The organism is Cupriavidus basilensis (assembly GCF_000876015.1).
GTDB lineage: Bacteria > Pseudomonadota > Gammaproteobacteria > Burkholderiales > Burkholderiaceae > Cupriavidus > Cupriavidus basilensis_B.
Map to the genome: position 1 here is coordinate 62,295 of NZ_BBQM01000033.1, position 18,810 is coordinate 81,104.

At 64.9% G+C, this 18,810-nt stretch carries 20 protein-coding genes and 1 tRNA gene; 7 read left to right on the forward strand and 14 right to left on the reverse strand.

Annotated features, from left to right (window positions below; translation table 11 throughout):
- Window positions 1–21: 21 nt before the first annotated feature.
- Window positions 22–1,689: an energy-dependent translational throttle protein EttA gene (gene ettA, locus KF708C_RS32585; RefSeq protein ID WP_029043385.1), complete on the reverse strand. Its 1,668-nt coding sequence runs from the start codon at window positions 1,687–1,689 to the stop codon at window positions 22–24.
- A gap of 208 nt (window positions 1,690–1,897) precedes the next feature.
- Between ettA and KF708C_RS32590 the strand changes: the two genes are divergently transcribed.
- Both KF708C_RS32590 and KF708C_RS32595 read left to right on the forward strand, forming a co-directional pair.
- Entirely contained in the window at window positions 1,898–2,119 is a 222-nt protein-coding gene (locus KF708C_RS32590; RefSeq protein ID WP_020202015.1) for a hypothetical protein, read from the forward strand.
- A gap of 81 nt (window positions 2,120–2,200) precedes the next feature.
- On the forward strand, window positions 2,201–2,695 hold the full coding sequence (locus KF708C_RS32595) for a M48 metallopeptidase family protein (protein ID WP_029043386.1): 495 nt from the start codon (window positions 2,201–2,203) through the stop codon (window positions 2,693–2,695).
- On the opposite strand, the gene KF708C_RS32600 is transcribed toward KF708C_RS32595, so the two are convergent.
- Both KF708C_RS32600 and KF708C_RS32605 read right to left on the reverse strand, forming a co-directional pair.
- Window positions 2,692–3,063 (reverse strand): hypothetical protein, encoded by a 372-nt coding sequence (locus KF708C_RS32600; RefSeq protein ID WP_059415948.1) that lies wholly within the window; start codon window positions 3,061–3,063, stop codon window positions 2,692–2,694. The two genes, KF708C_RS32595 and KF708C_RS32600, sit on opposite strands and share 4 nt — an antisense overlap.
- A 2-nt stretch (window positions 3,064–3,065) precedes the next feature.
- Complete coding sequence (locus KF708C_RS32605) at window positions 3,066–4,058, reverse strand: tripartite tricarboxylate transporter substrate binding protein (RefSeq protein ID WP_059415950.1); 993 nt, start codon at window positions 4,056–4,058, stop codon at window positions 3,066–3,068.
- Between the two features lie 98 nt (window positions 4,059–4,156).
- Between KF708C_RS32605 and KF708C_RS32610 the strand changes: the two genes are divergently transcribed.
- Window positions 4,157–5,125, forward strand: coding sequence for a LysR family transcriptional regulator (locus tag KF708C_RS32610; protein ID WP_059415952.1), 969 nt, complete (start codon window positions 4,157–4,159; stop codon window positions 5,123–5,125).
- A gap of 30 nt (window positions 5,126–5,155) precedes the next feature.
- Here the strand turns inward: KF708C_RS32610 and KF708C_RS32615 are convergent, their stop codons facing one another.
- Entirely contained in the window at window positions 5,156–6,043 is an 888-nt protein-coding gene (locus KF708C_RS32615) for an endo alpha-1,4 polygalactosaminidase (protein ID WP_059415954.1), read from the reverse strand.
- Between the two features lie 263 nt (window positions 6,044–6,306).
- Here KF708C_RS32615 and KF708C_RS32620 point away from each other — a divergent pair, with 263 nt between their 5' ends.
- The gene (locus tag KF708C_RS32620) at window positions 6,307–6,726 is read left to right on the forward strand and encodes a hypothetical protein (RefSeq protein WP_059415957.1); all 420 of its coding nucleotides are present in this window, start codon (window positions 6,307–6,309) and stop codon (window positions 6,724–6,726) included.
- 175 nt (window positions 6,727–6,901) lie between these two features.
- Here KF708C_RS32620 and KF708C_RS32625 read toward each other — a convergent pair whose 3' ends face one another.
- Entirely contained in the window at window positions 6,902–7,678 is a 777-nt protein-coding gene (locus KF708C_RS32625; RefSeq protein WP_059415959.1) for a ParA family protein, read from the reverse strand.
- Between the two features lie 248 nt (window positions 7,679–7,926).
- Window positions 7,927–8,853: a restriction endonuclease gene (locus tag KF708C_RS32630; RefSeq protein WP_059415960.1), complete on the reverse strand. Its 927-nt coding sequence runs from the start codon at window positions 8,851–8,853 to the stop codon at window positions 7,927–7,929.
- Between the two features lie 491 nt (window positions 8,854–9,344).
- Between KF708C_RS32630 and KF708C_RS34220 the strand changes: the two genes are divergently transcribed.
- A complete protein-coding gene (locus tag KF708C_RS34220) occupies window positions 9,345–9,683 on the forward strand; it encodes a DUF1484 family protein (protein ID WP_063923104.1) in 339 nt (112 codons plus the stop codon).
- Between the two features lie 111 nt (window positions 9,684–9,794).
- Here KF708C_RS34220 and KF708C_RS32635 read toward each other — a convergent pair.
- The 6 genes from KF708C_RS32635 to petA all read right to left on the reverse strand — a co-directional run bounded on the left by KF708C_RS32635 (window position 9,795) and on the right by petA (window position 14,185).
- Window positions 9,795–9,870, reverse strand: a tRNA-Thr gene (locus tag KF708C_RS32635).
- 73 nt (window positions 9,871–9,943) lie between these two features.
- A complete protein-coding gene (locus KF708C_RS32640) occupies window positions 9,944–10,444 on the reverse strand; it encodes a ClpXP protease specificity-enhancing factor (RefSeq protein WP_020202025.1) in 501 nt (166 codons plus the stop codon).
- A 69-nt stretch (window positions 10,445–10,513) separates the two neighbouring features.
- Window positions 10,514–11,125 carry a glutathione S-transferase N-terminal domain-containing protein gene (locus tag KF708C_RS32645; RefSeq protein WP_020202026.1) on the reverse strand — a complete coding sequence of 204 codons (612 nt, stop codon included), beginning with the start codon at window positions 11,123–11,125 and terminating at the stop codon, window positions 10,514–10,516.
- Window positions 11,126–11,380: 255 nt separating this feature from the next.
- Window positions 11,381–12,124, reverse strand: coding sequence for a cytochrome c1 (locus tag KF708C_RS32650; RefSeq protein ID WP_059415962.1), 744 nt, complete (start codon window positions 12,122–12,124; stop codon window positions 11,381–11,383).
- 37 nt (window positions 12,125–12,161) lie between these two features.
- Window positions 12,162–13,565: a cytochrome b gene (locus KF708C_RS32655; RefSeq protein ID WP_059415964.1), complete on the reverse strand. Its 1,404-nt coding sequence runs from the start codon at window positions 13,563–13,565 to the stop codon at window positions 12,162–12,164.
- 2 nt (window positions 13,566–13,567) lie between these two features.
- Window positions 13,568–14,185, reverse strand: a complete 618-nt coding sequence (petA, locus tag KF708C_RS32660; RefSeq protein WP_029043388.1) for a ubiquinol-cytochrome c reductase iron-sulfur subunit — start codon at window positions 14,183–14,185, stop codon at window positions 13,568–13,570.
- A 212-nt stretch (window positions 14,186–14,397) separates the two neighbouring features.
- On the opposite strand from petA, the gene mscL reads away from it, so the two are divergent.
- On the forward strand, window positions 14,398–14,835 hold the full coding sequence (gene mscL, locus KF708C_RS32665; protein ID WP_059415967.1) for a large conductance mechanosensitive channel protein MscL: 438 nt from the start codon (window positions 14,398–14,400) through the stop codon (window positions 14,833–14,835).
- Window positions 14,836–14,922: 87 nt separating this feature from the next.
- On the opposite strand, the gene KF708C_RS32670 is transcribed toward mscL, so the two are convergent.
- Window positions 14,923–15,669: a Nif3-like dinuclear metal center hexameric protein gene (locus KF708C_RS32670; protein ID WP_059415968.1), complete on the reverse strand. Its 747-nt coding sequence runs from the start codon at window positions 15,667–15,669 to the stop codon at window positions 14,923–14,925.
- A 19-nt stretch (window positions 15,670–15,688) separates the two neighbouring features.
- On the opposite strand from KF708C_RS32670, the gene KF708C_RS32675 reads away from it, so the two are divergent.
- Window positions 15,689–16,885 (forward strand): Do family serine endopeptidase, encoded by a 1,197-nt coding sequence (locus tag KF708C_RS32675; protein WP_020202032.1) that lies wholly within the window; start codon window positions 15,689–15,691, stop codon window positions 16,883–16,885.
- A gap of 579 nt (window positions 16,886–17,464) precedes the next feature.
- Here KF708C_RS32675 and KF708C_RS32680 read toward each other — a convergent pair.
- The gene (locus KF708C_RS32680; RefSeq protein ID WP_059415970.1) at window positions 17,465–18,583 is read right to left on the reverse strand and encodes a porin; all 1,119 of its coding nucleotides are present in this window, start codon (window positions 18,581–18,583) and stop codon (window positions 17,465–17,467) included.
- Window positions 18,584–18,810: the final 227 nt, after the last annotated feature.

Below are 18,810 nucleotides of genomic sequence, written 5' to 3' on the forward strand. Positions count from 1 at the left end.
GTTCCCTGCGAAACGCCGGCTTCAGCGCGCGATCGGCTTGTAGCGGATGCGCTTGGGCTTGGCGCCTTCCTCGCCCAGGCGGCGCTTCTTGTCCGCCTCGTATTCCTGGTAGTTGCCCGGGAAGAACTCCACGTGCGACTCGCCTTCGAAGGCCAGGATGTGGGTGGCGATGCGGTCCAGGAACCAGCGGTCGTGGGAGATCACCATCACGCAGCCGGCGAATTCCAGCAGCGCGTCTTCGAGCGCGCGCAGCGTTTCCACGTCGAGGTCGTTGGACGGCTCATCCAGCAGCAGCACGTTGCCGCCGGCGATCAGCGTCTTGGCCAGGTGCAGGCGGCCGCGTTCGCCGCCCGAGAGCGTGCCCACGTGTTTCTGCTGGTCCGAGCCCTTGAAGTTGAAGCGGCCGATGTACGCGCGCGACGGCGTTTCGTAGCGGCCCACGGTCAGCATGTCGGCACCGCCGGAGATTTCCTCGAACACGGTCTTGCCGGCGTCGAGCGCGTCGCGGCTCTGGTCCACGTAGGCCAGCTTGACGGTCGGGCCGACCTTGATCTCGCCGCTGTCCGGCGTTTCCTTGCCGGTCAGCATGCGGAAGAAGGTCGACTTGCCGGCGCCGTTCGGACCGATGATGCCGACGATGGCGCCGGGCGGCACCTTGAAGCTGAGGTTGTCGATCAGCAGGCGGTCGCCGTAGCCCTTGCTCACGCCGTCGAACTCGATGACCTCGTTGCCCAGGCGCTCACCCACCGGGATGAAGATTTCCTGGGTTTCGTTGCGCTTCTGGTATTCCTGGCTGTTCAGCTCGTCGAAGCGGGCCAGGCGCGCCTTGGACTTGGCCTGGCGGCCCTTGGGGTTCTGGCGCACCCACTCCAGTTCCTTGTTCAGTGCCTTCTGGCGCGCCGACTCGGTCGACTCTTCCTGCTTCAGGCGCGCTTCCTTCTGGTCCAGCCAGGAGCTGTAGTTGCCCTTCCACGGAATGCCGTGGCCGCGGTCCAGTTCCAGGATCCATTCGGCGGCGTTGTCGAGGAAGTAGCGGTCGTGGGTCACGGCCACCACGGTGCCCGGGAAGCGCGTGAGGAACTGTTCGAGCCAGTCCACCGATTCGGCGTCGAGGTGGTTGGTCGGTTCGTCGAGCAGCAGCATGTCGGGGCGCGACAGCAGCAGGCGGCACAGCGCCACGCGGCGCTTCTCGCCGCCGGACAGGTTGCCGACCTTGGCGTCCCACGCCGGCAGGCGCAGCGCGTCGGCGGCGATCTCCAGTTGCAGCTCGGCGTTGTTGCCGTCGCTGGCGGCGAGGATCGCTTCGTACTTGGCCTGCTCGGCGGCCAGCGCGTCGAAGTCCGCATCGGGCTCGGCATACGCGGCGTAGATCTCGTCGAGCTTCTTGCGCGCCTCGAACACGCCGCCCAGCGCCGCCTCCACCGATTCGCGCACGGTCTGCTCGGGATCGAGCTGCGGCTCCTGCGGCAGGTAGCCGATGTTCAGGTTCGGCATGGGCGTGGCTTCGCCCTCGATTTCTTTGTCGATGCCGGCCATGATCTTGAGCAGCGTCGACTTGCCGGAGCCGTTCAGGCCCAGCACGCCGATCTTGGCGCCCGGGAAGAAGGACAGCGAGATGTCCTTGAGGATGTGGCGCTTGGGCGGAACGATCTTGCCCACGCGGTTCATCGTGAAAACGTACTGTGCCATGCGAGTCCGGGAAGTGTGTATGGGAATGGCGGCAGTGTAGCAAAACGCCCTGCCCGCCCGCGCCCCTCGGATGCATGCCTGCATGCGGCTGGCGGCCGCGCCCTTGCAAACGGCGGCCGGCACGCCATGTATCATCTTGCCTTTGCCGGCGCGGGCCGTTTTTGCCCCCGCGCCGCCATCCGCCACAAGCCAGGAATCCAGCCGCAGCATGAGCAAACCCGCCCGCACCCTCACTTTCAAGTGCCACAAGTGCACCAAGCCCGTCACGCTGTTTCTGCAGAAGGCTTCGGCGTGCGCGCACATCCAGCCTTACCAGGGCTGGTGCAAGTGCGGCGAATTGATGCGCCACGCCACCGGCGAGCAGGATGCCGTGCAGACCTTCGTCAGCACCGGCGAGATCGCTCACCATCATCATCATCACCATCACTGAGCCGCGGTGAGCCAAGCCAGCAGCCCCGCTTTCGCCAGCACTTTCGCCGGCAACACCTGGCGCCCCGGCGCCAAGGACCCGCTGCGCTTTCTCGGCGGCTATCCGCCCGACGTGCTCGAGCAGGTGCGCCAACTGGTCGCCGCCAACCGGCTCGGCGAGCATCTGGCCAGGAAGTACCCCGCGCGGCACGCCGTGCAGACCGATCGTGCCCTGTATGAATACGCCGGCGAACTGAAACAGGCATTCCTGCGCAGCGCGCCGCCGCTGCACAAGGTGGCCTTCGACGCCAAGATCGACACCGTGCACCGCGCGCTCGGCCTGCACACCGCGATCTCGCGCGTGCAGGGCGGCAAGCTCAAGGCCAAGAAGGAAATCCGCGTGGCCTCGGTGTTCAAGGAAGCGCCGCCGGAATTCCTGCGCATGATCGTCGTGCACGAGCTCGCGCACCTGAAGGAAAGCGATCACAACAAGGCGTTCTACCGGCTCTGCGAACACATGGAGCCGGCCTACCATCAGCTCGAGTTCGACACGCGGCTGTACCTGGCGTGGCGCGAGCTCGACGCCGCGCGGGGCTAGCGGCTGCCCGCGACCACGGTCTTGCGGTAGCTGCCCGGCGCCGCCTGCCGGTGCAGCACGCACACCTGCACCTCGCCCGCGGGCGCGGCCTTCTCCACGCAAGCCACCAGACGCGCCAGTATCAGGTCGGCCATCGCGGCCGGCATCGCCTCGGGGCGCGCGTTGGTCATCACGAGATGCGCCACCAGGAAGCCGGTGGCGGCATCGCCGCCGACCAGCGCGGCCTCCGCCACCAGCACGCGGCTCTTGAAGTCCTCCAGGCGCGCGTAGCCCAGCGCCGCCATCTCGCGGTGCAGGCCGGCAAAGACGCCGGGGAAATCGATGCGGCCGGCCAGTTGCCGCGTGGTCTCCACGATCAGGTGCGGCATGGTCAGTCCGCCTTGACCGCGGCGGCGGTGACGGTGCGCGTCCAGCTCGCCTGGGCCTGCGCCAGGAACTGGCGGAAACCGGCCGCGTCGAGCGGGCGGGCCTCCACGCCGAGCGCGAGCAGGTGCTCCTGCACCGGCTTGTCGGCCAGCACGGCGTTCAGCTCGCGGTTCAGCCGCGCGAGGACGTCGGCGGGCACCCTGGCCGGCGCCATGATGCCGTACCACGGCGCCGCGTCGAAACCGCGCACGCCCTGCTCGCGCATGGTCGGCACGTTGGGCAGCAGCGCCGAGCGCTGCGCGCCGGTCTGCGCCAGCGGCACCACGGTGCCGGCCTTGATGTGCGGCAGCAGCAGAACCGGGCTGTCGAACATCAGCGCGATCTGGCCGCCGAGCAGGTCGTTGATGGCCGGGCCCGAACCCTTGTACGGCGAGTGCAGCAGCCTGGCGCCGGTGGCCTGCGAGAACATCGCGCCGATGATGTGCTGCGGCGTGCCGTTGCCGGCCGAGCCGTAGGCGATGGTGTCGGGCGCGGCATTGGCCGCGCGCACCAGCGCCGGCACCGAGTCGAAGCGCTGCCCGCGCGTGCCGGCCACCAGGATGAACGGCACCGTGCCGATCAGGCCCACGCCGGCGAGGTCCCTGGCCGGGTCATAGGGCAGCGTCGGATACAGCGCCTTGCCCACCGAGATCGGCCCGACCGCGCCGAGCAGCAGCGTGTAGCCGTCGGCCGGCGCCTTGCTCACGTAGTCACTGCCGATGGTGCCGCCGGCACCCGGGCGGTTCTCCACCACCACCGATTGCTTCAGGCGCAGTTGCAGCTCCTTGCCGACCAGGCGGGCCAGCGAATCCGTGGTGGCGCCGGGCGCGTAGGGCACCACCAGCTTGATCGGGCGGTCGGGCCAGTCGGCGCGCGCGGCGGACGTGAACGACAGCGCGGCCAGCGCGATGGCGGCGAGCGCGGGCAGGCGGAAGCGAACGGGAAAGCGGGCAAGCATGGCGGTCTCCTCTCTGTTTTCCATGTTTGCCGTCATTCCACCAGCCGCGGCATGCTCTGTAAAATGATGAATCGATTTTCCATTCATCACGACAACTTATGCGACCGACCGCCACGCCCGCCACGCCCGCCGTGCTGGACCTGCGCCTGGTACGCAGCTTCATGGCGGTGGCCCGCCACGGCAGCGTTACCGCGGCGGCCGACTCGCTGGGGCTGACGCAGCCGGCGCTGTCGCAGCATCTGCGCGCGTTCGCGCACAGCCTGGGCGTGCCGCTGTTCGGGCGCGTGGGCCGCCGGCTCGAACTCACCGACGCGGGCCGGCAACTGGTACTGTCGCTGGAGCCGGTGCTGGACCAGCTGGAACAGGTGATTGCCGCGGCCGCCTCGCCGCGCGGCGCGGTCGAGGGCACGCTGCGCGTGGGCGCCATCCACACCTATCTCTCCGCGCTGGTGATGCCGGCCGCGCAGGCACTGCTCGACGCGCATCCCGCGCTCGACGTGCAGGTCTTCGAGTTCGCCGCCGGCGAGGTCGACCGCGCCCTGCTCGACGGCCAGATCGACCTGGGCCTGGCCTTCGCGCGCGAGGCGCCCAAGCGCATCGCGCTGGTGCCGCTGTTCTCCGAGACGCTGGCCCTGATCGCCGCGGCCGGCAAGCTGCCCGAAGCGCCCGGCGGCATCACGCTGGCGCAGCTCGCCACGCTGCCGCTGGCGCTGCTGCCCGAGCGCTTCGCCATGCGCCGCCAGATCGACGCGGCCGCGCAGGCCGGCGGCTACAGCCTGCGGCCGCGGCTGGAAGGCCCGAGCGTGGAAGCGCTGCTGCGCGCCGTGCCGGGCGGGCGCCTGTTCACCATCGCCAGCCCGCTGGCGCTGCATATCGCCGGCACGCGCCGCAACGCCGGGCTGGCCGGGCTCGCGCACGCGCCGGTGGCGCACCCCGGCTTCACCCGCACGGCCGCGCTGCACCGGCGCCGCGGCCGGCCCGACAGCGCCGCCGCCACGGCGTTCATCGCAGCGCTGGGCGAAGTCATCGGCGCCGCCGCGGCGGGCGGCTATCTCACGCCGGCCTGAGGATTGGCGGCGCTGCCGCCCGGCAGCCGCTCAATCGCAGGCGTAGCGGAACGCGTCGTTCAGGTCCAGCGGCAGCACCAGCGTGCGCAGATGCGCCGCCTTGGCCGAGGCGCACAGCGTGGCGCGCGTCGCCGCGTCTCTGTACTTCGTCGCGTACTCCACGTTGAACACCGCCTTGCCCTGCGCCGTCAACGGCGTATAGCTCGCGCACTCCTTGTACTGGAAGCACTGCTCGTTCACGGCGAAATCGAAATCGGTGGCCAGCGACGCCACCTGATCCACATCGTTCTTCAGGCCCACGGCCAGCCCGCGCGCGTGCGCCTCCGTGGCCAGGAAGCGGTTGTAGTCCAGCTGCGTCGCCGCCGTCAGCGGAAAGCCCGGCTTGTTGGTATAGCCATCCACGTTGTCCGGGTCCACGCCATCGCAACCCTTCGAGCGCGCCAGGTCCATGCGCGCCTGCATGATCCTGCGCACATTGGCCGACCGCGTATCGAGCCACTTCTCGCCGGCCCAGCCCGACAACGCCTTGCCCATGTCCGCCGCCACGAACTGCTTGAAGTCCGGCCGCCAGTTCTCCGAGCTGCCCGCCGAGAAATAGCAGACCACGCGCTTGCCCTGCGCCTTCAATGCGTTGATGGTGGCCTGCGGCGTGTCGAAGAGGTCGATGTCATAGACCTGTGCCGGGTAGCTCGTATTGATCGTGCCGGTCAACTGCAACTGCCAGGTATCGGCGGCGGCCGGCATCCAGTGGGTGGTAGCCAGCGCCTGCGTCGACAGCGAAGCGGTATCGGCAATCGCGTTGGCCGACGACACGGACTGGACCGCGGCACCCGAATCCCCCGTGCCGCCATCCCCGCCACAGGCCGCGAGGAAAGCGAGCGGGAGCAACCATGCCAGGCTTGCGAGTTTTTTCGTCACGGAGGGGTTCCTTTTTTGGGATGGCGGTGGGAGGGATGGTTTATGCCTGAGCTCTGGAAGATTGTCGGCTGTTTTCGTGCAGAGCTTGAATGAATTGGCGAGTAATAAGTTAGGTGGGGTAGGTGACGGGGATAAGACAGCGCGATTTGAGCGCAGGACGTCGGCCGAATCAAGACGCGTCCCATTTACCGCAGGCGAAGGGCCTGAAATACTCCCTGTCTCACCCGCCTTCCCACCGCGAGATGCACCCGACATGCAAACCGATGCTGGCCAGCCATCTCCTGGCGATAGCCCTCGCGCAGGGAATGGCAATTGCCGCAACAGCAACGCCGGCGGCGCCCTTTACCGGCGTATTCCACGGTCAGGGCCGCGGATGCTGGGGCAAGCTATATGTCAAAACCAAAACCCTTGAATGGAACACACCCTACAGCGTCTGCGCGAAGACGCCCTACACCGTGATCGACAAAGACATGGACGCATCCGCGCCCAGCATCGCTTTCGTGCTCCAGCACAAGAGCCGGTCGTGCCGGTACGAGATTGTTCAACTCGCGTTTGATCCCGCCTATCCGGACTACTGGCTCGCCAGGGGCTATGCGTCTCGCGCCGACTACGAAGGCAGGAAAACCGCCGACGGCGCCGCGCAGTCCAGAACGCTCTCGTGCAGCGTCCAGAGGCAAGACTGAAGCGTTACGCGGCGAGCGTCATTTTCACGCGGCATCGCGGGTAGTTTGCAGAAAATGTCTGAGAGGCGTCGGTACAAGACCGCCCCCGTAAATGCAAAAAACGGCCCCAATCGCTTGGGGCCGTTGTCACATTGCAGCGCAATGGCAGGACTCGAACCCTGCCATCTGACGGCCATCAATCCTCAACAAACCCGACCAGTTCACGGTGCAACGCCAAGTATTCCTGGGCAAGCTTGTGCCGCGGGTCCAGATAGATCATCGGCCTGGCGTGCTGATGGGATTCGCGGATCTTCACGGACGAGGACAGCCGCGAGCCCAGCACCGGCAACCCTTCGCTCACCAGTTCATCGACCAGTTGCTGAGGCAGGCTGGCGCGAGGCTGAAACTGATTGATCACGATGCCCTCGACCTCCAGCCCCGCATTGTGGTCCTGCTGGATCTCCTTCACGTTGTCCAGCAGCGCATACAGGGCGCGACGGGAGAAATCGTCGCAGTCGAATGGAATCAGGCAGCGCTCGACGGCGATCAAGGCCGAGCGCGTATAGAAGTTCAGTGCCGGCGGCGTATCGATATAGATGGCATCGTAGGTATCCAGCTCGTTCAACGCGTCGCGCAACTTGTAGATCTTGTAGCGCGACTCGAGCTTGCCGTGCAGCGCATCGAGATCGGGGTGCGCCGGCATCACGTCCAGATTCTCGAACGGCGTCGCGTGCACGAACGAGGAGAACTCGACCGGCTTGAAGCTGTAGGTCAGCGCGGTCTCGAAGAAATCCGCCACCGTCGGGGTAGCCTCGCCGGCCCGCTCACCCAGCAGATACTGCGTGGAATTTCCCTGCACATCCAGGTCGATGACCAGGGTACGCAAGCCCTCGCTGGCGCTGATCGCCGCCAGGTTGCACACAATGGTCGACTTCCCGACACCGCCCTTCTGGTTGAATACGACGCGCCGCATTTGCCCTCCCCGTGGAATTTCTCCCGACTAAAGACAAGAGCTTACCGTCAGGTTGCGCGTTTTGGCTGCACTGCAGCATGAAGATTCGCGGGATTGCGGAATGGGCTTGCGTCGGCGGGGCGGCAGCGTCACTTCGATGCGATAGCGCCCGACCGACAGACGCTGCCCGGCGATGCCTCTGGCATGCAGTGTCGTTTGCCCTATGCCACTGAAAAGAGGGGAAGAATTCCAGAGCAAAGACCGAGGTCTTACGCGGAAAGCTCCATTGTCACTGTGCACCCCGCAGGATAGTTACGGCATCCCCAGAACGAGCCGCGTCGGCCAGTACGCTTGACGAGCTTCACCCCGCATGCCGCGCAAGTGGGCGTTCTGTAGTCACCTTCGAACGCCTTGGCCAGTAACGCGGTTTGCTGCGACGGCTCCAGTTTCCGGATGCGCTCGACGATGCCCGCGCCGTCGAGCAATTGGATATCCGCTGCCGCAGCGTACTTCTTCGCCTCGCCCGAATATCCGCTCAACGACCAGAACACCCCACGCCGGATCTTGTGCTGATGCATGACGCCACCGAGCGCGCGCACCGGCTCCACCTTCACCGGCGACCGCCACGCCTTGCATTGCACGAGCGCCATCGGCTGCGCCATGCCCTGCCTGTACAGCGTGGCATCGATCCCGCCATCCGCGCCATGCGGCACGGTCTCAACCGTAAAGCCAAGTTGCTCGTAGTAGGCAACACAGAGCAGCTCGAAGCGTTTCCATTCGAGCAGGGCGAGGGCTTCGAGGGACCAGCTTTGTGGGCGCGGCTGGGGAGCGGATGCGGCCCCCCAGGGCGCAGCACCATCGGGCGCCTCCTTGATAGTGGGTGACGCGGCTGGCCCGGCCTTAGCGGAAGCAACCGGGCGGTGGCGTGGCGCACGCGCAGTTTCGGCTACCGGTTGCCCACCAAAGCGAGCCTTGATGAAAGACAGCAGACCCAGAAAGCAGAACGCGATGGCTGGCACCCAGGCGAACTCGCGGCTGGCCATGGTGAGGCCGGCGAGATAGCGATTGGCTCCCAGCAATGCGGGAACGATCGCGTGGAATGCAATGTAGGCGCAAAAGCCTAGGGCGACGGAAACCCACCATGGCGACTCCAGCAGGATGTCGGAAAGCTTCGGCTGCCTCTTGCGACGGCCCATTTTTCACCCGCCTTTCTTTCGTTTGTGTTGCTGGCCGGATAGGACTTTACGGCTGGATTTGATAGATATTACACAAGGTGTTAAATATGGTATCCGTGGTCGTCGGTTGGGTTGACATGGAGCGGACGGTCACCAAGAATGGGCCATCACCGAAACAACGGTGATCGGGCGTGAGAACCCGAGAGATCCCAAGGGCGAACCGCCGCGCCACGCGGCTTTTGTTCGCGCGCACGCGCACGCCACTAGTTCAACGGCGGGCCGGGCGGGGCAGCCTCCGGGCTGGCCGGGATCCTTGGGTACCGGTTCTCACCCCCGCTGTCAGGCCCGCCACCCCTCACGTGAGAATGAGCGGCGAGCCTTCAACCTACCCAAGGAGGTTGTCATGGCTTTTGCTATTGCCATTGGTCTTCGACGCGATGCTGGTCAGGTCGCGCATCAACTACATCGCATTGAGGTCGTAGCGCCGGGACTTTCCCATCTGGAGGTGGCGCATGGATAAGGCCACGACTCATGGGCGTCTCCTCGCGGCACGCAAACATCAGGATCTGGTTGCGGAGTTAGCTCACTTGGCGGCCGATGGAACGAGGATGAACCGCAAGCATGTAAGGCGCCTGGCAGGCGAACTTCACGGTGTTGGCGAGCGCATTCGTGAAACAACCGTAGACGGATGTGCAGAGCTGCTTGGGGTGAGCGCTGGCCTTGGCACGATGCTGGCCGTGCTTCAACAGCGCGGCGACGCCTCCGTCGAGGACGATGGATTGCACTGCCTGCTTGCCGCGCTCAAGGACAAGTTGGATCGCGCGGTGAACAGCGTCCAGGAAATGTTCTGAGGCAATTCGTCAATATGCACACCATGCCCGACGACCGCATGCACCCACAGTAAGCGCGGACCTCAAAACGAAAACGGCCCCCATTTTCTTCTGGGGGCCGTTCTCAAATTCTGGTGCCGGCTGCAGGACTCGAACCCGCCACCTGATGATTACAAATCAACTGCTCTACCTGATGAGCTAAGCCGGCATGTTTGGTGCAGACCGCGATTCTACTGCATGCGGCGTGAAATGACGATGGCCGGGCGCGGCGTGGGCGGTACTTACTTCACCACCTTCAGGGAGGGCTTCTTGGCGCCGATGCGCGAGACCGGCGGCGGTGGCGTGGGTTCGTCGTCGCCGTTGTCGGTGGTGGCGTCGGCCGTGGCCTGGGGGGCTTCGCTTTCCACGGAGGAGAGCTTGGGCGGGGGGTTGTTCTCGCGTTCGGTGGCGGCCTGGGTTTCGGGCACGCTGCGCTCCACCGGGAAGGCCATGCCCTGGCCGTTTTCGCGGGCGTAGATGGCGAGCACGTTTTCCACGGGCACGTCGATCTTGCGCGAGACGCCGCCGAAGCGGGCGCTGAAGCCGATCCACTCGTTGCCCATGTCCAGCCCGCTGGTGGCGTCGAAGCTGACGTTGAGCACGATTTCGTTGTTCTTGACGAACTCGCGCGGCACGCTGGTGTTGGCGTCGACGAAGACGGCGATGTATGGCGTGAAGCCGTTGTCCGTGCACCATTCGTAGATGGCGCGGATCAGGTAGGGCTTGGTGGAGGTTTCAGGCATTGTGCTTCCAGTGGCGCGGGGCGCGTTCCGGGTGGCCCGAAGCGGGGGGCTTCGGGCCGGGGGGCCGGTTTAGCGGCGCATCACCTTTTCCGACGGGGTGAGCGCTTCGATGTAGGCCGGGCGGCTGAAGATGCGTTCGGCGTACTTGAGCAGCGGCGCGGCGTTCTTGGAGAGTTCGATGCCGTAGTGGTCCAGGCGCCAGAGCAGCGGGGCGATGGCGACGTCGAGCATGGAGAACTCTTCGCCGAGCATGTACTTGTTCTTGACGAAGATCGGCGCGAGCTGGGTCAGGCGGTCGCGGATGGCGGCGCGGGCGCGCTCGTGGCTCTTCTCGGCGGCCTTGCCCTTTTCGTTTTCGAGGGCGTAGACGTGCGTGAAGAGTTCCTTTTCGAAATTGAACAGGAACAGTCGGGCGCGGGCGCGCTGCACCGGATCGGCCGGCATCAGTTGCGGGTGCGGGAAGCGCTCGTCGATGTACTCGTTGATGATGTTCGACTCGTACAGGATCAGGTCGCGCTCGACCAGGATGGGCACCTGGCCGTAGGGGTTCATCACCGAAATGTCTTCCGGCTTGTTGAACAGGTCGACGTCTCGGATCTCGAAATCCATGCCCTTTTCGAACAGGACGAGGCGGCAACGCTGGGAGAACGGGCAGGTGGTGCCCGAATACAACACCATCATGGTTGGATTCCTTTGATGCGGGGTCGATTGACTGGATCGGTATTTTGGCAGAAGCGCGATGCAGAAAGCAAATTAGATGCGCTTAAAGCACATTTATGCCTGATCTTGATGGTATGGAGCGGTGTGCCGGGCACTTGAGCTACCGGCGGGCTGGCGAGGTCGCCAAACGAAAAGGGCCGGGGCGGCGCCGCTTTCGCAACGTCCGCTCCGGCCCCCTGCCCCGCGAGGCTTCCGCCTCGCGAGCCTTGCCGCGCGTTACTTGATGTCCTTCCAGAACGCGGCGTTCAGGCGCCACGCGAAGATGGTGAACATGCCGAGGAACAGCAGCACCCAGACGCCGAGGCGCTTGCGCTGGTTCTGGGCGGGTTCGGCCATCCAGTCGAGGTAGCCGACGAGGTCGCTGACGGCCTGGTCGTATTCGAGCGGGCTCAACTTGCCGGGGGTGAGCTGCTCGAAGCCGGCGAACTTGTGGACCTTCTCGCCATGCTCCTCGGACTCGACGAACTTGGCGGCGCGCTGGCCTTGCAGTTCCCACAGCACGTGCGGCATGCCGACGCTGGGGAACACGAGGTTGTTCCAGCCCGTGGCGCGTTGGTCGTCGCGGTAGAAGGTGCGCAGGTAAGTGTAGAGCCAGTCGTCGCCGCGCGCGCGCGCGATCACCGACAGGTCCGGCGGGGTGACGCCGAAGAAGGCCTTGGCGTCCTTGGGCTGCATGGCGATGGTCATCATGTCGCCGACCTTGTCGCCGCTGAACAGCAGGTTCTGGCGGATCTGGTCGTCGGTCAGGCCGATGTCCTTGAGCCGGTTGTAGCGCATCATCGACGCGCCGTGGCAGTTCAGGCAGTAGTTCACGAACAGCTTGGCGCCGCGCTGCAGCGAGGAGAGGTCGCTGGTCTGCACGGGAGCCGGCTCGAGGGGGTAGCCCCCTTCGCTGGCCGTGGCGGGCGCGGCGGCAAAGAAGGCGCCGGCCAGCGCGAGAATCGAAAGCAGCTTTTTCATCGTGTGTCCTTGTGCTCTTGTCGGGGTTCGTCCGGGCTCAGTGCGGGTGGAACGTCACGCGTTCCGGCACCGGCTTGAACTGGCCGACACGGCTCCACAGCGGCATGGTCAGGAAGAAGGCGAAGTACAGCAGGGTGCCAAGCTGCGACACCTTCTCACCCACCGGCGACGGGGGCTGCACGCCCAGGTAGCCGAGCACGACGAACACGACCACGAAGACCACCAGGATGCTCTTGTGGAAGGCCGGGCGGTAGCGGATGGACTTCACCGGCGACTGGTCCAGCCACGGCATGAAGAACAGGATCACCACCGAGCCGCCCATCACCAGCACGCCCCAGAACTTGGCGTCGATGAAGTAGAAGCCCACCGCCAGGATCAGGGCGATGGCGAGCGCGCCGATCTTGATGCGGGCGTCCTTGCTGCGCAGGAACACCAGGCCGAGCAGCACCGCGAAGAACACCCACAGGATCGGCAGGAAGTTCGAGGTGGTGGCGCGCAGCATCGAGTAGAACGGCGTGAAGTACCACACCGGCGCGATGTGCGGCGGGGTCTTGAGCGGATCGGCCGGGATGAAGTTGTTGGACTCCAGGAAGTAGCCGCCCATCTCCGGGAAGAAGAAGATCACCGCGGAGAAGATCATCAGGAAGCCGCCCACGCCCAGCAGGTCGTGCACCGAGTAGTACGGGTGGAACGGGATGCCGTCCAGCGGGATGCCGTTCTCGTCCTTCTTGGCCTTGATCTCGACGCCGTCCGGGTTGTTGGAGCCCACTTCGTGCAGCGCGATGATGTGCGCGACGACCAGGCCCAGCAGCACCAGCGGCACGGCGATGACGTGGAACGAGAAGAAGCGGTTCAGGGTGGCGTCGCTGACGACATAGTCACCGCGGATGAACAGCGACAGGTCCTGGCCGATCACGGGAATCGCCGAGAACAGGTTCACGATCACCTGGGCGCCCCAGTACGACATCTGGCCCCACGGCAGCAGGTAGCCCATGAAGGCTTCGGCCATCAGGCACAGGAAGATCAGGCAGCCGAAGATCCAGACCAGCTCGCGCGGCTTGCGGTACGAGCCGTACAGCAGGCCGCGGAACATGTGCAGGTACACCACCACGAAGAAGGCCGAGGCGCCGGTGGAGTGCATGTAGCGCACCAGCCAGCCCCAGGGCACTTCGCGCATGATGTACTCGACGCTGGCGTAGGCCACGGGCACGCCGGCGGGGTTGAGCGTGCCGTCGGGCTTGTAGTTCATCACCAGGAAGATGCCGGTGACGATCTGGATGACCAGCACCAGCAGCGCCAGCGAACCGAAGAAGTACCAGAAGTTGAAGTTCTTCGGCGCGTAGTACTTGGAGAGGTGGTCTTCCCAGAGCTGGGTCGCGGGGAAACGGGCGTCGATCCAGCCGAGCAGGCCGGTCGTCTTGACTTGTTTTTCTGCCGCCATGATCAAGCGTCTCCTTTTTCATCCTTGCCGATCACGATCCTCGTGTCGGACAGGAACTGGTAGGGGGGTACGTCGAGGTTTTGCGGGGCGGGCTTGTTCTTGAATACGCGGCCTGCCAGGTCGAAGGTCGAACCGTGGCAGGGGCAGAGGAATCCGGGGTCGGAACCGAGCTGGGGATTGGCGCCGGCGCCGAACGGGCCGGAGGGCGAGCAGCCCAGGTGGGAGCAGATGCCGACCACGACCAGGAGATCCTTGTGATCGGCGCGCGAGCGCGTTTCGTTCTTGCAGTACTCGGGCGTCTTCATGGTGAAGGGCACGTCCGAGTTGGGGTCGGCGACTTCGGAATCGGTCTTCTTGAGCGACGCGAGCATTTCCTCGGTGCGCTTCAGGATCCAGACGGGCTTGCCACGCCACTCGACCGTCATCATCTCGCCCGGTTTCAGGGCGCTGATGTCGGCCTCGACTGGTGCTCCGGCTGCCTTGGCTTTCTCTGACGGCGCGAACGTGCTGACGAACGGCACTGCGACCGCCACGCCTCCGATGCCGCCAGCGACTGACGTCGCAATCAACCAATTGCGGCGACCCTTATCCACGTTCTTCACGTTTTGCTGGTCACTCATTCCAAACCCCAGGGGATGTCAAATTAGATTTTGCGTCAACCTAAAATTGTACCTTACGCACATGTGGCATTGAAAGGCGCAGATTTGCTCACGTTCGCGCGATAATCGGACAGAAAACACCGATGTGGCCTGCAGGCTTGCGTTACAGGCAGTGATGCGGCAGGCTTTTATCCTAACAACCGTTCAACACAAGCAACAGTGGGAGAAATAGCATGGGGATGATGTCAGAGTTCAAGACCTTTGCAATGCGAGGCAATGTGGTCGACCTCGCCGTGGGTGTCATTATCGGCGCGGCGTTCGGCAAGATTGTCGATTCGGTGGTCAACGACCTGATCATGCCGGTGGTGGGCCGCATCATCGGCAAGCTCGATTTCTCCAACATGTTCGTGCTGCTGGCGGAGCCGCCCGAAGGCGTGCCGCGCACGCTGGATGCCTTGAAGAAGGCCGGCGTGCCGGTGTTTGCCTACGGCAATTTCCTGACCATCCTGGTCAACTTCCTGATCCTCGCCTTCATCATCTTCATGATGGTGCGGGCCATCAACAAGCTGCGCGCCGAGGAGCCGGCGGCCGCGGAAGTGCCTGCACCGACACCCGAAGACGTGGTGCTGCTGCGCGAAATCCGCGACAGCCTGAAGGCGCGCCAGGCCTGATTAACCACGCGCGCAAGGCCTGCCGCAAGGGCCCGCTGCGACAATAAGCCGCGCCCGTGGCGGCTCCCAGGGCGGCTCCCGGCGCGGTCAGACCGGATTCGGAATGTCGATGAAGGTGTGGCGCAGGCCGAACTGCTGCGCGAGATGCTCGCCGAGCGAGCGGATGCCATAGCGCTCGGTGGCGTGGTGTCCGGCGGCGAGGTAGGCGACGCCGCTCTCGCGCGCGAGGTGCGTGGTCTGCTCGGAAATCTCGCCGCTCAGGTAGCAGTCCACGCCGGCGGCCACGGCGCCGTCGAAGTAGCCCTGGGCACCGCCGGTGCACCAGCCCACGGTGCGGATCATCTGCGCCGGGTCGCCGATGGCCAGCGGCTCGCGCGCGAGCACGCCGCCGACGTGCGCGGCCAGCGCCGCGAGCGGCATGGGCTGCGGCAGGGTGCCGGTCCAGCCGAGCTGGTCGTCGCCAAATCGGCCGGTGGGTGTAAATCCCAATTGCTGCCCCAGCTGGGCGTTATTGCCGAATTCCGGGTGATTATCGAGCGGCAGGTGATAAGCCAGCAGGTTCACATCCGCGCCAAGCAGGCGTTTCAGGCGGGCGTGTTTTTGTCCGATTACCCGCGCGTCTTCGTTTTTCCAGAAATATCCGTGGTGAACCAAAATGGCATCGGCGCCCGCCTCGATGGCGGCATCGACCAGGGCGAGGCTCGCCGTCACCCCGGTGACGATATTTTCGACCTCCGGACGGCCTTGCACTTGCCATCCGTTCGGGCAATAGTCTTTGTATCGAGGCACCTGGAGCAGGTCGTTCAAGTACAATTCAAGATCTTTTGTTTTCATTTTTTGCCCAAACTCAAATATGTTGCGCCGTTTCTGGCTGTTCTTTGCCCAGGCTGTCACCGTCGTGCTGGCAGTGTGGTTCGTCGTGGCCACGCTCAAACCGGAATGGCTGCAGCGCGGCCGGGTGGCCGTGCAGTCCGGATCGCCCATCGTCGCGCTGAAGGAAGTCGTCCCCAGCGTGGCGGGCTCTTCGGCGCAGGGCTCCTACAGTGACGCGGCCCAGCAGGCGATGCCGGCAGTGGTGAACATCTTCACCAGCAAGAACGGCCCCAAGCGCACGCCCAACAACCCGCAGGCGGAAGATCCGTGGTTCCGCTTCTTCTTCGGCGACCGCCTGCCGGAGCGCCAGGAACCGGTGTCCAGCCTGGGCTCGGGCGTGATTGTCAGCGCGGAAGGTTACATTCTAACCAACCACCACGTGGTGGACGGCGCCGACGAGATCGAGGTCGCGCTGACCGACGGGCGCAAGGCGAACGCCAAGGTCGTGGGCTCGGACCCGGAGACCGACCTCGCCGTCCTCAAGATCACGCTGAAGGACCTGCCCGCGATCACGCTGGGCCGCATCGAGAACGTCAAGGTGGGCGACGTGGTGCTGGCGATCGGCAACCCGTTCGGCGTCGGCCAGACCGTGACGATGGGCATCGTGTCGGCGCTCGGCCGCAGCCACCTGGGCATCAACACCTTCGAGAACTTCATCCAGACCGACGCGGCCATCAACCCGGGCAATTCGGGCGGCGCGCTGGTCGATGCGCAGGGCAACCTGCTGGGCATCAACACGGCCATCTATTCGCGCTCGGGCGGCTCGCTGGGCATCGGCTTCGCCATTCCGGTGTCGACCGCCAAGCAGGTGATGGAGTCGATCATCTCCACCGGCAGCGTGACGCGCGGCTGGATCGGCGTGGAGCCGCAGGACATGACGCCGGAGATCGCCGAGTCGTTCGGCCTGGAGGCCAAGGAAGGCGCGCTGATCGCCGCCGTGGTCCAGGGCGGCCCCGCGGACAAGGCCGGCGTGAAGCCGGGCGACGTGCTGGTCTCGGTCGACGGGCAGGCCATTTCCGACACCACGGCGCTGCTCAACGCGATTGCGCAGCTCAAGCCGGGCGCGGAAGCGAAGATGAAGGTGGTGCGCCGTGGCAAGCCGGCGGAGCTGACGGTGATGATCGGCAAGCGCCCGCCGCCGCCACGCCGTGCGCTGCCGCTGGACGAAGAGGAATAACAGGTCCGCGCGCGACACCAACGCCTACGACCTTGTGCGCCGGCGCCGCCGCGCCCGATGCGGGCCTTGCCCGATAGACCCCGCCCTTGGGCGGGGTTTTTTGTTTCCGATGGCGGCTTCCTGATGCCGCGCGCAGTGCGTCGCGGCACCACGAACGAGGGTCGTCAGGGCCGCCGGCGCGTACCCAGTGCTGCGCTCGCGGAATCGCCATGCGCATGCGCATGGTCCGGCATACCCACGCCGATGCTGTAACGCGACGACCCGCCGCGCCCGCAACTGACGGCGCCCATTCGTGGCGCGGTGGGCAAGCGGGCCGGATGCACGATAGATAGGCGCTAGCCGCACCGTGCACATGCAGATGGCAGGCGGCCGCCATTGCCAGCCGGTCTGCCGGAGACTGGTATCACACCGGACAGCCGACACAAGCCACCAGCATGCCACAGCGGGCGTGGGCGCACGCAACGGCAAACGTGAGCACATGCAGCACATGGACCGCCAGAACGACAAAACGCCGGCATCCTTGCGGATGCCGGCGTTTTGCATCAAGCCAATCTAAAGCGAGCTTACGCCCGCGTTAAATTAGAACTTGTGGCGGATACCAACGGTAGCGCCGAACTGGTTCTGACCCGGGGTCACAACAGCGCTGTCGGTGCCGACGCCGTTGAAGCCGTTCACGCCCAGAGCCGAGTTGCTCTTGTTCTTGACGTACGACAGCGAGGTGTACAGGTCGGTGCGCTTCGACAGAGCGTAGTCAGCCGTAGCAACGAAGTTCCACGGATCTGCGCTGGTGCTCTTGAAGTCTTGGTAGTAAGCCGCGCCCGTCAGCGAGAACGCCGGGGTCAGCTGGTAACCAACGCCGAGCCAGTACAGGTTCGAAACGCTGTTGCTCAGAGCCGTAGCCGTGTTGGCAACGATTGCGCCCGGCAGCGTTGCGCCGTTGAACGAGTGAGCGTAACGGTAGCCGGCGTAGACCTTTGCCGGTCCGATCGCGTACGTACCGGCAACGGTAGCACGACGGATCATCTGGGCGTTGGTCGTCGGAGTGGTCGTACCGTTGGTGCCGTTCGATTCGTCGTATGCAGCACCAACCGAGAACGGACCAGCAGCGTAGCTAGCCATGAACGCGTACTCGCGGCCAGCCGTGAACACGCCCGGAACTTCCTGGCCGTCACGTTGGAACGAGTACAGAGCTTGCACCGTCAGGCCCGAGAACGTGCCGATGTACTTGACGCTGTTGTCGGCACGCGAAGCGCCGATGTAGTTGTCTTGTGCACCGATGCTGTAACGGGTCGAAATGGCCATCGGATCATAGATCAGGCCGAAGTCGTAGAACGGGGTCTGATGACGACCCAAGGTCAGCTGACCGTACTGGCTTTGCAGACCGACGAAGGCTTGACGGCCGAACAGGCGGCTGCCTTGGCCCGACGTGCCGGTATCGATGCTGAAGCCGCTTTCCAGGACGAAGATGCCCTTCAGACCGCCACCCAGATCTTCGATGCCACGCAGGCCCCAACGCGAACCGGACTGGTTGCCCGAGGTCAGGCGGAAGGCGTTGTTGTTGCCGGTCTTACCCACGGTAGCGTGGTTGGTGTATTCAATACCAGCGTCGGCCACGCCGTACAGGGTCACGCTCGACTGGGCATACGCACCGCCGGCGGCCAGGGCAGCGACAGCGGCTGCAAACAGTTTCATCTTCATATCGACACTTTCCTTGTCAACTGATTGGGAAATCTTGGCTTGCCCAAGTGCTTGGGCGACGCATTTACCTCACGTCTGCTGCGTATTATGGGTCAGCCCCCCCAGCCGCCAGAAGGCTTTTTCGTCGTAAACCGTGGATGGCGAGGGATTTTGTTGTGATGTCGCAACAGCACGCAGAGGCATATTCCCCAACTTGGTGCAAAACTATCCCGCCGCAGCTTTGCTGC